This window comes from Pseudoalteromonas piscicida (assembly GCF_000238315.3).
GTDB lineage: Bacteria > Pseudomonadota > Gammaproteobacteria > Enterobacterales > Alteromonadaceae > Pseudoalteromonas > Pseudoalteromonas piscicida.
In genome coordinates this window covers 3,947,905-3,963,803 of record NZ_CP011924.1, presented here as the reverse complement: position 1 = coordinate 3,963,803, position 15,899 = coordinate 3,947,905, and the positions used below count along the sequence as shown (strand labels likewise).

General features: G+C 38.8%; 15 protein-coding genes. All 15 read right to left on the bottom strand.

Features of this window, described 5'->3' with window-relative positions; genetic code table 11:
* Window position 1: 1 nt before the first annotated feature.
* Window positions 2-805, bottom strand: a complete 804-nt coding sequence (locus PPIS_RS18000) for an NAD-dependent epimerase/dehydratase family protein (protein ID WP_010368539.1) — start codon at window positions 803-805, stop codon at window positions 2-4.
* 17 nt (window positions 806-822) lie between these two features.
* The gene (locus PPIS_RS17995) at window positions 823-1,890 is read right to left on the bottom strand and encodes a polysaccharide pyruvyl transferase family protein (RefSeq protein ID WP_010368542.1); all 1,068 of its coding nucleotides are present in this window, start codon (window positions 1,888-1,890) and stop codon (window positions 823-825) included.
* A complete protein-coding gene (locus PPIS_RS17990) occupies window positions 1,887-3,296 on the bottom strand; it encodes a Coenzyme F420 hydrogenase/dehydrogenase, beta subunit C-terminal domain (RefSeq protein WP_010368543.1) in 1,410 nt (469 codons plus the stop codon). Before PPIS_RS17990 ends, PPIS_RS17995 begins: the two co-directional genes overlap by 4 nt.
* 27 nt (window positions 3,297-3,323) lie before the next feature.
* Window positions 3,324-4,853 carry a lipopolysaccharide biosynthesis protein gene (locus PPIS_RS17985; protein WP_010368544.1) on the bottom strand — a complete coding sequence of 510 codons (1,530 nt, stop codon included), beginning with the start codon at window positions 4,851-4,853 and terminating at the stop codon, window positions 3,324-3,326.
* Window positions 4,854-4,908: 55 nt separating this feature from the next.
* Complete coding sequence (gene rfbC / locus PPIS_RS17980) at window positions 4,909-5,472, bottom strand: dTDP-4-dehydrorhamnose 3,5-epimerase (RefSeq protein WP_010368546.1); 564 nt, start codon at window positions 5,470-5,472, stop codon at window positions 4,909-4,911.
* Window positions 5,462-6,361, bottom strand: coding sequence for a glucose-1-phosphate thymidylyltransferase RfbA (gene rfbA, locus PPIS_RS17975; RefSeq protein ID WP_010368549.1), 900 nt, complete (start codon window positions 6,359-6,361; stop codon window positions 5,462-5,464). The genes rfbC and rfbA overlap by 11 nt, the downstream gene beginning before the upstream one ends.
* Window positions 6,362-6,383: 22 nt before the next feature.
* Complete coding sequence (gene rfbB / locus PPIS_RS17970) at window positions 6,384-7,436, bottom strand: dTDP-glucose 4,6-dehydratase (RefSeq protein WP_010368550.1); 1,053 nt, start codon at window positions 7,434-7,436, stop codon at window positions 6,384-6,386.
* Window positions 7,437-7,645: 209 nt separating this feature from the next.
* Window positions 7,646-9,880 (bottom strand): polysaccharide biosynthesis tyrosine autokinase, encoded by a 2,235-nt coding sequence (locus tag PPIS_RS17965; RefSeq protein WP_010368552.1) that lies wholly within the window; start codon window positions 9,878-9,880, stop codon window positions 7,646-7,648.
* A 14-nt stretch (window positions 9,881-9,894) separates the two neighbouring features.
* A complete protein-coding gene (locus tag PPIS_RS17960; RefSeq protein ID WP_010368554.1) occupies window positions 9,895-10,329 on the bottom strand; it encodes a low molecular weight protein-tyrosine-phosphatase in 435 nt (144 codons plus the stop codon).
* Window positions 10,330-10,340: 11 nt separating this feature from the next.
* Window positions 10,341-11,456, bottom strand: a complete 1,116-nt coding sequence (locus PPIS_RS17955; protein WP_010368555.1) for a polysaccharide export protein — start codon at window positions 11,454-11,456, stop codon at window positions 10,341-10,343.
* Between the two features lie 225 nt (window positions 11,457-11,681).
* On the bottom strand, window positions 11,682-11,891 hold the full coding sequence (locus PPIS_RS17950) for a hypothetical protein (RefSeq protein ID WP_249031225.1): 210 nt from the start codon (window positions 11,889-11,891) through the stop codon (window positions 11,682-11,684).
* Window positions 11,892-13,276: 1,385 nt separating this feature from the next.
* On the bottom strand, window positions 13,277-13,522 hold the full coding sequence (locus PPIS_RS17940; protein WP_145957337.1) for a hypothetical protein: 246 nt from the start codon (window positions 13,520-13,522) through the stop codon (window positions 13,277-13,279).
* Window positions 13,523-13,616: 94 nt separating this feature from the next.
* Window positions 13,617-13,835, bottom strand: a complete 219-nt coding sequence (locus PPIS_RS17935; RefSeq protein WP_096040888.1) for a hypothetical protein — start codon at window positions 13,833-13,835, stop codon at window positions 13,617-13,619.
* A 333-nt stretch (window positions 13,836-14,168) separates the two neighbouring features.
* Window positions 14,169-14,648 carry a transcription/translation regulatory transformer protein RfaH gene (gene rfaH, locus PPIS_RS17930; protein ID WP_010368560.1) on the bottom strand — a complete coding sequence of 160 codons (480 nt, stop codon included), beginning with the start codon at window positions 14,646-14,648 and terminating at the stop codon, window positions 14,169-14,171.
* Between the two features lie 75 nt (window positions 14,649-14,723).
* On the bottom strand, window positions 14,724-15,890 hold the full coding sequence (locus PPIS_RS17925; protein WP_010368562.1) for a nucleotide sugar dehydrogenase: 1,167 nt from the start codon (window positions 15,888-15,890) through the stop codon (window positions 14,724-14,726).
* Between the last annotated feature and the right edge of the window lie 9 nt (window positions 15,891-15,899).

Sequence of the window (15,899 nt, the reverse complement as noted above, 5' to 3'; positions counted from 1 at the left end):
ATTATAATAATGAAGCTCGATAGCTTTCAATCATTAATTCCATATCTTTCAAAACTGAGCGAGGGTTATAGTCAAGCAATCCATTAATCTTTTCTACATCAATTTCTGAGAATTCATCAAAATCTTCTTCAACATGCCAGTTGATTTTAGTATTGGTTTTCTCTTCCAAAATATCAGCAATGCTACCAGCACAAACATTTTTCCCGGATGCAACATTAACAATCCCTTTAACATTGTTTTCGATGAGCTTTATAATGGAGTCTGCGACATCGCCAACATATACGTAATCTTTACTGTAGCTTTTTGTAACATACATATTCACTACTTTTTTTACTAATGCATCTTTAATTATTGAAGGCAAGAATAAATCGCTTTCTAAAGCCGTACCGTAAACATTACTAGGTCTAACAATCAAGCTATCGCTTTTAAGACATAATTCTTCAGCTGCAAGCTTGCTCAGGTTAAACAAACGCCTTTGATCCAAGCCTTGAATCACCAAGTTTGAGTCTTCTCTGGTTTCACTCTGACCAAGGTATAACCTAGTTGAAGATATATATGTTATACCACTATAATCGGCTCTATTTAAAACGTTGTTTAGCAATGAGAGGTTTGCTTCAATTACATTGAATGGTGATTTCTGACAATTCCCATAACCTGCAGAATAAATAATGTGACCTAAATCTCTTTCAAACACACTTAAATCATTTCTTTTAGGGACAAATACGTTAGCGCCCTTCTTTTCTAAGCGCGAAACAACTTCTCTTCCGATGAAACCACTGCCACCAAATACTGTGTAATTTTCCATTAATTAAATCTCATTTTTTAATTTAAATTTTTAACTAGAAAATCTATCGAGTTCAACCTCAACAAACTTAACACCTTGTTAACACCATGCCAATCTATCTCATGATCTACAAAATGCTCATCCAAAATTCTACTTTCTAAATTGACTAATTTAAGTAATGAAAGGAAACGATCAGCTCCTCTTTTATTATTTATTATACAACTAAAAGGTTTATTAAAAATAATAGAAAAAACGACTCCATGAAATGAATCAGTAACAATATAGTCTGAGCTATAAATATAATTCAACCACTCTTCAATATTAACTTTTTCTTTTGAGTCGTTACCATCATTTACTTCTTTTAATTCCAACCCTTTCTCACTTGCCACTTTTTCAATAAACGTATAGTCTTTATTTTCCTTATCCAAGATATAGGAAAACAACTTCCCTTCATTTCTTTCACAAGTGTATTTTTCAATAATATCTATATAATAACTCTTATCTATTATAATTGTTGGGTCTAAAACATGTTCTGCCTGAACATCAAATGTTCTTTCACATACTTCTACCCCGCTTTCTTCTCTTACTGATATAGCTTTAAATTTCTTAAGGCTTTTGGAATGATAATTAACTTTATTAGCGCTACCTTGAAACTCACCTCCCCCGAAAGATGCCGCGTAAGCAATCTTAGTAACCTTGTCATTAACAAACCCCAAAGAGTAAATATCTTCAAACCTAGGATAGCCTAATTTAGCAAATACTTGATCACTACCAACAATACAACAACTATACTCATTTCTATCTAGAAGTTTCTTAAGTTGATTAAAGTTATAAATAGCTTCCGTTTTTGGGCTTATTTCTTCCTTTATGAAACTTTTTATCTTTGGATCAGCTATATTTAGAGAGCTGCCTTTATGCTTACTTGAAAAAGGCAAGAAACATCTCTTTATTACGTATTTAGTTACTGCTAGAATATCTGACTCAGGTCTTAAATTAGCTAATACCGGCTCAAAACCGAGCTCAGTTAACACCTTCATTAATGCATAAGCCTGTATAATCCCACCATAGTTATTAATCAATGGAAATGTTAAAACCAAAACTTTCAACTTTTACTCCTAGTTAACCTACACTTAAAATACTTTAACGTACCTATCAAACCTTTATTTTGAATACCCATAAGTAGGTAAACAAAATTATATATTAGTTCATAGAACCTCATTTTCCTTTCAAAATAACCTACATCCCCTTTTTCAACGGCTACTTTATAGTACAAATGAGATTTCTCTGATATAATAATTCTAATACGCTGAACAAGCTTACGTGTTATGGGTAATGAATTACTAGGTTCGACTCTTAACTTTGGATACCACCTATTTCCATTTTTTTTATTATATATACGATAAGGAAGCTCTTCTTTTGTATGCCTATAATGGGCAGCTTGAGATTGAAATATTTTTTCAGAATTTACTTTATCTAGTTTCAACACTCCCGATTCGATTGACTTTTCAATAAGTGAGTTTAATAATTGGTTACGAACAATCAAAATATTATTTCCAAGACTATCACCTGTGTATTCAGGTAGCCATGCGTCGCCGACAACTATGTCAGCTGTTTCGTTGAAAACATCATCGGTATAATCTGAAGCTAGTGGCTTGAAATAACCTAGCCCCCAATTTTGTCCACCGAGTTCATCTTTTAACTTGATTATTGTTTTTTCTTCGCCATTGATTAGGCCTTCCATTTTTATTGCATACTTATCAGCCCGCAGCCCATCAATCTTATACCTAAAATCTATATGCTTAAGATTCCCAGGTTTAATACCGACTTGCCAAGCCATATATTCAGCGAACTTTGAACTTTTTTGATGTCCACATATTAAACCAATTGTATATGCAATCTTATCAGAAAAGATAGGCTCCTCCTTAGCAAGCAAGCGGATAGCCATAATAAAGCTTGGAATTCCTACTATTGCAAACTTTCCTTTTTCGTTCTTTACTGTTTTTAGAATTTCTGATAATTCTACAGGATAATACTTTGTTTTAGCTCCTTCTTTCACTTCTTTTAAATTGCGTGATATTTGATAACTAAAAAGTATAGGTGAGGATTTATCTTCATTTTCCTTGACATGAATTACTCCATCCACAAGCTTTTGTGCTAGTAACTCTTTTAAAATCCATGTTCCAACTCCACCTGAACTTGCATTTTTACGATAGTCACCTTCAAATACATGTCCAACATACAAACCACAAAAGTAACCTAATCTATTGTCGTACTGAACTTCTTCGTTATTTGAAAATAACTCTTCAGAAATATCACCTTCATTCAAAGAGCTATTCAAATATGGTGTAACATTTATGCATTTGGGATCCAATTCTTCGTAATCTGCAGAATCAATACTCTCCTCATATAAACCATACTTATTTAATCTAAGACTGATCCTCGAATCTATAAGAGATATGATTCCACTTGCTTCACTGAACTTCTTTTTATCGTTAAACTCGTTAATATTCATAAAAAATATCTACTTATCACTTAAAGGTTACTCTCTATTTTGTAATTTCGATGGATTAAAAATAGTAATTATTTTATGTATCAATTCTTTTTCATATTTATTCATAGAAAAAAAGTAAAAACATAAGCAGCAGATAACTATGAATAAGAAACCATAAACTAACAGCTCTCCCCAATTCATCAAAGGTGAAGCAATACCTGTTGAATATATTGAAATAAAGATAATAAACATTGGAGTTATCACCTTAATCAGATCCCACCAAAATTTAATAACATCAACCCCCAAATATCTATAATAGAAATTCATAATTACACCATTCAAAATAAATAACGTAGTTCCTATAGATATAGAAACCCCCCAATATCCGTAATCTTCAGCTAACGCGACAGAGGAAACCGCGGTAATTATCGACATGTAAAAAGCAGTCAATGCTCTAAATTTAAATCTTTGCTTTGCTTGTAGTATTGTAAGGCCTAAATTCTGCAAAAGAGGTATTGAAAGGGGTATCATTATTATTAGAGTAAGGTAATATGCATCTTTATACACTGCACCAGCCCACAAGCTAATGAATGCCTTTCCGAACAGAATAAACCCAAAAATTACAGGCAATATGATAAAAGCCTGCAACCTCCCTATTTTAATCATTTCCAAAGTCAGGATTTTATAACATGCTCCATTAGATATCATTTTTGTTATTTTTGGTAAAAGTACACCACTTATTGCAGTAGACAGCATTACAAATGCAGAGTTAAACATTATGGCTATTGAATAAACAGCTATACTATCTACGCCTGAGTATGCCCCTAAAATAAATTGACCAAAATTCCAGTTTATTTGATCGACAATTATTGCCAGCAAAATGAAAGATGAATAATTAAAAACAGACTTCATCACTCGCATATCGAAAAAACGTATGGAAAAATTAACGCTTACTTTTTTATTGAAGAAAAAATAATGTGAAATTAGATAAGCAAGGTTTATTAGTGAAATTATAGAAATCAAAATTACAACATCGGAACCTAATATCAATGCAATAAATATGGTTAAAGGTACGAGAATAGCTCTAACTATACTTGCCAACTTTATAAAAACAAACTCTTCATAAGCGGTTAGGATAGACTTGTATATGTTAAGAGGTATAGAAAAAGCTATATTTAGTGACAATATTAATATCAAATTTTTTAGCGTTGAAACTTCTTCATAGTTCATACTTCCCAAAAATATTACACTAGCTTTATTATAGAAAATCAACATTAGAAATATAGATATAATACTAACACCAAGATAAGCAGTTAGAATAGTACCATATAATGTAATTTGTTTCTTATAGTCTTTCTTTTCTATATACTTTGATCCAAAAACAACTATCGCATTACCAAAACCAAAATCCAACACAGCTAAATATGTGAGAATTGATAGTGATAAAGAGTATAAGCCAAACTCTGACTGTCCCAAATTTGTTAATATAAAAGGGGTAAAACCTAACATTATAAATACATTAAAAAATATATTCACATATGTCAGTACAGCTCCAAGCTTACGTTGACCAAGACTCATTACTTAATTAGCTCGCTATTAATTTTCTATTTTCACTCAAGTGAAAAGTAATTCTCTATTTTATATGGCTATCTAAAAGCTTGGCTGTAACAATCTCTTTAAAACTTGGCTGCGCTTTATCTTTTTTGGAAAGAATCGGGTTAGTGATCGGCCAATCAATATTTATTTCCTCGTCATTCCAATAAATACCACATTCGTCATCAGGATAATAATAATCAGTGCACTTGTATTGAAATTCAGCCACATCACTAAGTACTAAAAAACCATGGGCAAAGCCTGGGGGGACATAAAATTGTAACTTATTATCACTTGATAAGATCACAGACTCATATTGGCCATAAGTCTTAGAGTTTGGCCTAATATCAACAGCAACATCTAACACACTGCCAGATGTTACGTAAACCAATTTACCTTGTGGGTTATTTCGTTGAAAGTGAAGGCCTCTAAGGACACCTTTTGTCGACTTAGAACAATTATCTTGAACAAATCTTTCTTTTATACCCAGCATTTCTTGATACCTTTTCTCATTGAAGCTTTCAAAAAAGTACCCTCGACTATCATTAAATAGCTTTGGCTTTATAATTAAGCAACCATCTAGTTTTGTTTTCTCAACTATCATCATTATTAACCTGTTCATCAGCGCTAATGAGCATTTCTAAATATTTTCCGTAATCATTTTTTTTCATTTTTTCACTAAGTTTCAAGAGCTGCTCATCGTCAAGCCAGCCATTTTTCCAAGCTATTTCTTCAAGACAAGCGACTTTCATGCCTTGAATATGCTCAATAGTTTGAACAAAAGATGATGCTTCATGTAAGCTTTCATGTGTTCCGGTATCGAGCCAAGCAAAGCCCCGACCTAATAATGCAACATTTAGAGTACCGTCATCTAGATACATTTCATTAATACTAGTGATTTCTAGCTCCCCACGGTCTGAAGGCTTTACAGCTTTCGCCATTTCCACGACGCGATTATCATAGAAGTACAGTCCAGTGACGGCATAGCTCGACTTTGGTTTGATTGGTTTCTCCTCAATAGATATAGCTTTCATATCAGAATCAAATTCCACTACACCAAATCGTTCTGGATCTTTTACCTTATAGCCAAAAACAGCCGCTTCACCCTTTTCTGCTAACTTCTTAGCGCTTTGGAGCTGATTCGAGAAAGATTGCCCATAAAAAATATTATCTCCTAGCACTAGACAAACTGCGGAATCACCTATGAAGCTTTCGCCTATAATAAAAGCTTGGGCAAGACCATCTGGTGATAACTGCACAGCGTACTCTATGTCAATACCAAAATCACTTCCGTCTCCCAACAAACGCTTAAATGCAGCCGAATCCTCAGGTGTTGTTATAATCAATATATCCCTAATGCCTGCCAGCATTAAAGTAGAGAGCGGGTAATAAACCATTGGTTTATCATAAATAGGAAGCAGTTGTTTTGATGTTCCTCTAGTTAAAGGATACAGACGAGTTCCCGAACCTCCAGCTAATACTATCCCTTTCATCATTATCCTCTAATTTAAATACCTAAATGTTACACTGATAGTTTCCATTACGTGCGCGCATCCACCAGTCCTTATTTTCTATATACCATTTTGCGGTCTTATAAAGACCTGAATCGAATGTTTCCGTGGGCGTCCATCCAAGTTCACGCTCTATCTTTGTAGCGTCGATAGCATATCTGACATCATGACCAGGCCTATCTGTTACATACTCTATGAGATCCTCATACTTTTGAACATTACTTGGCTTATTAGGAGCTAACTCTTCAAGTAATTTACAAATCTTTTTCACAACCTCAATATTGGCTTTCTCATTATGACCTCCGATATTGTAAGTTTCACCCACTTCACCTTCCGTAATCACTTTGTACAGTGCACGGGCGTGATCCTCAACAAATAGCCAGTCGCGAATTTGCATGCCATCACCATAAACTGGCAGCGCTTTACCTTCTAACGCATTGAGAATCATCAGAGGAATGAGTTTTTCGGGGAAATGGTAAGGTCCGTAATTGTTCGAGCAGTTGGTGACTATGGTTGGAAAACCGTAAGTACGCAGCCACGCACGGACCAAGTGATCACTCGATGCTTTGGAGGCAGAATAAGGGCTACTCGGTGCGTAGGAGGTAGTTTCGGTAAATAGGTCTTCTGTGCCTTCTAAATCATCATAAACTTCATCGGTGGAGATATGGTGGAAGCGAAACGCTGCTTTGCGCTCACCATCCAAGGTATTCCAATAACTACGTGCTGCTTCTAATAAAGTGTATGTACCAACAATATTGGTTTCAATAAAAACAGCAGGCCCATCGATAGAGCGGTCTACATGAGATTCAGCGGCCAAATGCATCACTGCATCAGGTTTATGCTCGATGAATACGCGTTCAACCTCTGCGCGATCAGAAATATCAACTTGCTCGATAATATATCGCTCACTCCCTGCAACGCTAACCAGTGATTCTAAGTTACCTGCATAAGTTAGCTTGTCGAGGTTTACAACACTATCTTTAGTATTATTGATGATATGGCGAACCACCGCTGATCCGATAAAGCCGGCACCACCGGTAATTAGAATTTTTCTCATCAGGAGAAAGCTCCTCGTTATAATTAAAAGCTAGTGATAGGCTAACTTCTTAGTTCTTAAAATAAGAAATGACTTTCTTGTTTATAATTCACAGAAAACAAGTTTTACTTAGTTAAAAAGCTCGCTCTCACTAAACCATTAATAAATTAGTTGTAAATAATAGAACTAATTAGTGTGATATATAAAATCTGGCATTTAGGATTCTGATGTTATGACTTGTCTGATTTATATTCGTAATTGTAGTAGCCATAGTAACCATAGGCATTGCTTGATTTACGAACTACGCCATTAAATACCACACCCTTTACATCGATGCCATTTTGCTCAAAACGGTTACGTGTAATTTCTAGTTCTTTTGCATGATTTTGACCAAATCGGGTAACAAGTAGTGTTGTGCCTGCATGCGCACTCACAATAGCAGGGTCTGTTACCGCTAAGATTGGCGGTGTATCGATAATCACCAAATCGTATATTTTACTGACCTCATCAACTAATTTGGTGAAGTTTTGATGCATTAATAACTCCGAAGGGTTTGGAGGTATTTGGCCACGAGTCATTACATCTAACCCTTCTACTTGCGTATTTTTTATCGTTTGAGTTAGGTCTAAGCGACCTGATAAATAATCGCTCAAGCCATCATCCCATTTCATGCCAAACTGAGTTTGTAAGTAGCCTTTACGCATATCTCCGTCGATGACAAGCACCTTTTTACCGCTTTGGGCAAGGACTGTCGCTAAGTTGACTGTGATAAATGATTTACCTACACCAGGGCTCGGACCTGAGATAGCAATAACGTTGTTTTTAGCTTCTAACATAGCAAAGTGTAAACTTGTTCTTAAGCTACGTAGCGCTTCTACAGAGAGATCTGCTGGGTTATCAATAGCTAAAATCGATTTTGCCTTTGCGGTTTTACCTTTTCGCGCTCTGGCAAAACCAGTCAATTTCACTTGATATTCAGAAAATGGAACGCTTGCATAAACAGGTAACCCTAATGCTTCAATCTCACCTGGATCCTCAATCCCCTTATGCAGTGCTTTTTGAATAAGTACAATAGCAATGGCTAACATACCACCAAGCATAGTTGCCACCACAACGATTAGTGCTTTTTTAGGTTTCACTGGTTGGGTTGTATTTACCTCAGCGTAATCTACTATTCGCACATTACCAACGGTGCCTGCGCGCACAATGTCTAACTCCTGTGTTTTACCTAGCAGCAGCGTATAAATCTCGTTATTTACCTCTACATCACGCTTTAAACGTAATAGCTCACGCTGGGTTTCTGGCAAGCCTTGAACTTCGCCTGCTAACTCATTACGTTGGCGTTTTACGGTATCTATTTGCTCTACCACACCACGGTAAGAAGGATGCTCACGTTTAAACTTACGGCCAAGTTCTAAGCGCTTTAATTCTAGTTCTTGCAGTTTTGTTTCTAATATCACAATTTGCTCGAGTACCGCCTGCGTTTCTAAGCTGATATCGATAGATTCTTGTCGAATTTGATATTCATTAAAGGCTTTTTCAGCACGCTCTAAGTTGCGCTTAACATCTGGTAGCTGAACTTCCAAGAACTCCAAAGATTGCTGTGCCTCAGCGCTGTTACGCTCGACATTGCGGCGAACATAAATACTAGCTACTTTATCGAGTACTCTTTCTGCGTAGGCTGGGGTTTTATCTTGCAGCGCAAGATTGATAATACCCGAGTCTTTACCTTTCTCAGATGCTGAAATTGCGCCTTGTAAGTCTAATATAGTTTGAAGTCTATTACGTTTTACTATTGAGAATTCAGTACCTGGACGTGCAATAAGTGTTTTGATGGTTAATTCAAACTGGCCTGCTTTTACATCTTGCCCAACTTTACCAGAAAGTACTTCTTCATTATCTTCATTTAATAAAACAAAACTATCATCCGCTTGTGCTAATAATATGAACTCTGCTCCCTCTGCGCTATTAGGCACTTTAAAGCGGTGGATCTCTACCTTTTCACCGCCCCATGCATAAGAGGTTGCGCCAAAGCTTTCTTCCGCAACTTCACCTTCAGTTTGTGGTACGAACTTACGAAAGCTTCGCCCCCCAAATAAAGGGAACAATTTTGGTTCTACTACTATATCTAGGTTAAGTGTATCTACCGCTTCACCTATAATACTTCTTGATTTAAGTAGCTCGATTTCTGTTACCGCGGCAGAGGTGCTTTCAAACATACCAGACATATCATCAAAGCCAGGTACTGAACCGCCTTTTTCTTCTACCTGTACCATTGCGGTTGCCTGATAAATTGGCGTGCTAAATATGGCGTAAGCCACGCCTAACAACATAAACAGCGATGTAATACCGGCAATAAACCATTTAGCGTCTAATAAGGCACCAAAGAGTGCCATTAAGTCGATCTCTTGCGTATCTTCTCGTTTAGATTTTTGCGGAGAAATTAGATTTGGCTGAGCATTCATATACTCGCAATTCCTTATAAATACTGTTGCCAAGCGCCACAGGCGCTATCGATAAGCTCATATACGTGTTCAAACGCTTCTTTAGACTGGCGGTATGGATCGGGGATTTCTTTATCGCCAATCCATTTACCAAGTAAAAAGGTTTTACCACGAGCTTGAGGGTAACGGCTGCATAAGTCATCAAGGTGCCTATGTTCCATTACTAAAATGAGACTGTTTTGCGCAACAAGCGCACCACTGAGCTGACGCCCTTGATGCTCACTCATGTCGATACCTTGCGCCTTAGTAAGCTCTTGTGCCATTGCATCGGCAGACTTACCCTCTAACGCGGTTAAGCCCGCCGACGACACTTGAATATTCTTACCTGCCAATTTGCTTTTTAATACATATTCTGCGGTTGGGCTGCGGCAAATATTGCCAGCGCAAACCATTAATACACTATCAAACATGAGCAATCACACTATTGATTTTCAATATCTTGAATTGCATCCACAGTTGATAGCGAAGGCAATAGTAAGCTGATAACTTTGTTCCAGCGAGCAAGTGGCGCGCTAGTAACGTACACAATATCTTGAGGTTGCAGTTCAAATTGCTCTGCAAGTACCAATGAGGCAACATTTTTTGCGTGTAGTTGATATACATCTGCAAGCACACCGTCTTTTTGTAGGTCGCGTTTACGCAGTACAAAAACACCATTAGCATCAGCTGTGCGTTCATTAAAGCCACCAACATCAGTAAGTGCTTCAGCTAGACTTAAACCATAGCGGTTTACGTCTACTTTGCCCGCTTTAATCACATCACCTAAAACATAAACATTACGCTTGTCATTACGGCTGATATGAATAATATCACCATGTTGCAACAAACGGTTTTGTGAAATATCACCCTCAGCATAGAAATCATCGAGTTGAATAACCTCTGTTTTCTCTCCGCGAGTAAATGTTACGGTTTCCCAATCAGCGCTTTCAGTCAGGCCACCGGCTTGGTTTATTGCATCGATTAGCGTAACTGGCGTTTCTGTGATTGGGTATACACCTGGTTTTGTTACTTCACCGGTTACGTATGTTTTTTGGCTTCTAAAACCAACCACTTTGACATCGATTTGGGGCTCTTCGATAACACGACTTAAGCGTTTAGTAAGATCTTCACGTAACTCATTTACTGTTCTACCTGCTGCCGGAACTTTTGGGGCGTAGGCAAAATTAATAGTGCCGTCGGCTTGAACACGGAAACCATCAAACTCGGCTGTTCTTTGTACCGCAGCCGGGATTGTAAGTTCAGGGTGATCCCAAACGCCAATTGTAATGACATCCCCAACGCCTAAACGATATTCATAGTTTGAGACATCGATACCAGCAAGTGACGAACGGTCAATTTTTTTGGCTTGTTTGATTTTGTGCTCTTGAACTAACTGAGAGTCGATGATGTGAATATTTACTTTTTCTAAGTCGCGTTCTAGATTTGCGGTTTGTTCACCAGAGCCGATTCCTTCAAAATGGCCACCAGGAACAAGTGTACAGCCGCTCATTGTCATCAGAACGGCTGAAGCAATGATAGTTTTACAGCGTAGCGCCATTGTTTCTTCCCAAAAGTGTTGTAATCTTTTCTTTTAATTACTTTTATTGCCCTTTATTAAATAGTAGAGGTGCAATAAAAATTTCGTGGGCTAATTAAAGCATGCACGATTGTTAATCGCAAGTGAGTACTAGGTTTTGCGCAAGATCTCACTCTATATTCTATGTTTTTACCTAGAGATGTGGTTAAAAGCCTATATCAAGTTTGAGTTCATTTTTTTAGATTGTTATTTTTGTTGTTTCTTAATTTGCAATTTAATCTTTGGTCCTTGGTGGTGGCATAAAGCTGCTATGTCTGAGTTTGAACCATTTTGTCGCGACATAAAGTCGCTGCTACGGCTGAGTTTGAACCTTTTGTCGCGGCGTAAAGTCGCTGCTACGGCTAAGTCTGAACCATTCAGTCGCGACATAAAGTCGCTGCTACGGCATTTAGGCACGCTTCCGCCCTTAGGTTGTAGCTCCTAAATGCTGGTTTCGGTTTAAGTAAAAGATCGCGAGGTGAACTCGCTCCTACCATATTGGCCTAAGGTGTTTATGTCTTTGCGGGGTAAAACCGCTGCTGAACCATTCTGTCGCGACATAAAGTCGCTGCTACGGCATTCAGGCACGCTTCCGCCCTTAGGTTGCAGCTCCTAAATGCTGGGTTTCGGTTTAAGTAGAAGATCGCGAGGTGAACTCGCTCCTACCACGTTGACCAAAGATGTTTATGTCTTCGCGGCGTAAAGTCGCTGCTACGGCATTCAGGCACACCTCCGCCCTTAGGTTGTAGCTCCTAAATGCTGGTTTTAGTTTTAGTAAAAGATCGCGAGGTGAACTCGCTCCTACCATATTGAGCCAGATGTTTATGTCTTCGCGGCGTAAAGTCGCTGCTACGGCATTCAGGCACACCTCCGCCCTTAGGTTGTAGCTCCTAAATGCTGGTTTTAGTTTTAGTAAAAGATCGCGAGGTGAACTCGCTCCTACCATATTGAGCCAGATGTTTATGTCTTCGCGGCGTAAAGCCGCGACTGAACCATTTTGTCGCGACATAAAGTCGCTGCTACGGCATTCAGGCACGCTTCCGCCCTTAGGTTGTAGCTCCTAAATGTTGGTTTCGGTTTAGGTAAAAAATAGCGAGGTAAACTCGCTCCTACCACATTAACCCAAGGTGATTATGTCTTCGCGGCGTAAAGCCCGTCTGAACTATTCTGTCGCGACATAAAGTCGCTGCTACGGCACTCAGGCACGCTTCCGCCCTTAGGTTGTAGCTCCTAAATGCTGGTTTTAGTTTTAGTAAAAGATCGCGAGGTGAACTCGCTCCTACCATATTGAGCCCGATGCTTATGTCTTCGCGACGTAAAGCCATTCTGTCGCGACATAAAGTCGCTGCTACGGTATTTAAGCACCCTTCCGCCCTTAGGTTGTAGCTGCTAAATGCTGGTTTTAGTTTTAGTGAAAGATCGCGAGGTGAATTCGCTCCTGCCACATTGACCTAAGGTGTTTATGTCTTCGCGGCGTAAAGCCGCACTAGAACCATTTTGTCGCGACATAAAGTCGCTGCTACGGCACTCAGGCACGCTTCCGCCCTTAGGTTGCAGCTCCTAAATGCTGGTTTTAGTTTTAGTGAAAGATCGCGAGGTGAACTCGCTCCTACCACGTTGACCCAAGGTGTTTATGTCTTCGCGGCGTAAAGCCGCGACTGAGCCATTCTGTCGCGACATAAAGTCGCTGCTACGGTATTCAGGCACGCTTCCGCCCTTAGGTTGCAGCTCCTAAATGCTGGTTTTAGTTTTAGTGAAAGATCGGCGAGGTGAACTCGCTCCTACCATATTGAGCCAGATGTTTATGTCTTCGCGGCGTAAAGCCGCGACTGAACCATTTTGTCGCGACATAAAGTCGCTGCTACGGTATTTAAGCACCCTTCCGCCCTTAGGTTGTAGCTGCTAAATGCTGGTTTTAGTTTTAGTGAAAGATCGCGAGGTGAGCTCGCTCCTACCACATCGACCCAGATGTTTATGTCTTTGCGGCGTAAAGCCGCGCCTGAACCATTTTGTCGCGACATAAAGTCGCTGCTACGGTATTTAAGCACCCTTCCGCCCTTAGGTTGTAGCTGCTAAATGCTGGTTTTAGTTTTAGTGAAAGATCGCGAGGTGAGCTCGCTCCTACCACATCGACCCAGATGTTTATGTCTTTGCGGCGTAAAGCCGCGCCTGAACCATTTTGTCGCGACATAAAGTCGCTGCTACGGTATTTAAGCACCCTTCCGCCCTTAGGTTGTAGCTGCTAAATGCTGGTTTTAGTTTTAGTGAAAGATCGCGAGGTGAGCTCGCTCCTACCACATCGACCCAGATGTTTATGTCTTTGCGGCGTAAAGCCGCGCCTGAACCATTTTGTCGCGACATAAAGTCGCTGCTACGGCATTTAAGCACGCTTCCGCCCTTAGGTTGCAGCTCCTAAATGCTGGTTTAATTTAAATATAAAGATCGCGAGGTGAACTCGCTCCTACCACATTGACCCAGGGTGTTTATGTCTTCGCGGCGTAAAGCCGCGCTAGAATCATTCTGTCGCGACATAAAGTCGCTGCTACGAAATGGTTTGAGCTTTTAAGTTACAGCTACAAAATTGCAAACGTTCCACTATGCGAATGTAATCTTTCTAACAACGTGAAGAAGTTTACAGCCAAACCAGATTACACCCTTTTTATAACAATTAAATAAGAACAAAGGATGAAGTTTTTATTGTACCTTTTTTATTGTACAGTTATCAACAACGATTTGTGCATAATGGTTAAGCAGTTTAATTAATAAAATGCTACGAAGTTCTCCATCAGGTTGTTGATATATGGCGTGAATGTCTTTGTAACAGCCGTCTGTTAACTGAACCAAGTCGCCTTCTTGAAGGTCGAGCTCGTCCGCTATTTCATTTTTATTCATTAGTTGAGCAACGAGTTCATCTGGCACCATTTGCAGATCGGTACCATAACGAATAAAGTCAGAAACACCGCGAGTGTTTTTTACCGCAGAAAAGTGTGAAGAATGTGGATCTAGCTTAACAAATAAATATCGAGGAAACAGCGGTTGCTCCACCGCCTTTGAGCTAGAGGTTTTTCTTTTTACGAAAGTAGGAAAGCAAGACTCTATGCCTTGATTTTGAAGATTTGACTGTGCTCTGTGTTCTTGCTTTGGTTTACAGTAGAGCAAATACCAGCATTCCATGCGTTGCGTTCCCTAAAAAAATAAGCCTAACGAATTAGGCCTACTATTATACGTATATTCTCAATTAGGTCTAGCCTAGTCACTGCCAAAAAGGTCTCTTGTGTAGACTTTTTCGGTAACGTCTTGTAACTCCTCAACCATACGATTAGAGATGATTACATCGCAGCTACATTTGAATACATCTAGGTTGTTTTCTACTCTAGAATTAAAGAAAGTTGCCTCTTTCAGTACAGGCTCATAAACCACTACCTCGACTCCCTTCGCTTTTATTCTTTTCATCACACCTTGAATAGCAGAAGCTCTAAAGTTGTCCGATCCCGCTTTCATTATTAATCGGTAGATCCCCACCACCTTAGGTTCTTTTTGCAAAATTGACTCGGCAATAAAGTCCTTTCTTGTTGTGTTTGCATCAACAATTGCTTGGATTATATTATTAGGTACGTCTTTATAGTTGGCTAAAAGCTGCTTCGTGTCTTTTGGTAAACAATAGCCACCATAGCCAAATGAGGGGTTATTGTAATGACTGCCAATTCGAGGGTCTAAACACACCCCCTCAATTATCTGCTTAGCGTTTAAACCATGAGATTCAGCATAGCTGTCTAACTCATTAAAGTAGGCTACGCGCATCGCCAAATAAGTATTCGAGAATAATTTGATCGCTTCGGCTTCTGTAGAATCAGTGAATAACGTGTCAATATTCTCTTTAATCGCACCTTGCGCTAGCAGATCAGCAAACACTTTTGCACGCTCAGAGCGTTCACCAACAATAATACGAGACGGGTACAAATTATCGTAAAGGGCTTTTCCTTCTCTTAAGAACTCTGGTGAGAATATGATATTTTCAACGCCTAGGGAGGATTTAATTTTTTCGGTAAAGCCTACAGGTACAGTGGACTTTACGACTATAACGGCATTGCGATTATACTTTTGAACGTCCGCAATAACCGACTCTACAGAATTAGTATTAAAATAGTTTGTCTCAGGGTCATAGTCTGTTGACGTAGCGATGACTACATATTCAGCGCCTGTATAAGCAGATTCTTTATCTGTAGTTGCAGTTAAATCGAGCTTTTTTGTGGTCAAAAACGCTGAGATTTCCTTATCAACTATGGGTGACTGCTTATCATTGATCATATTCACTTTATTTTGATCAATATCTAAAGCCATAACTTCGTTATGCTGAGCTAATAATACTGAGTTAGAAAGCCCTACATACCCTGTTCCAACAACTACAATTTTCATCGTTACTTC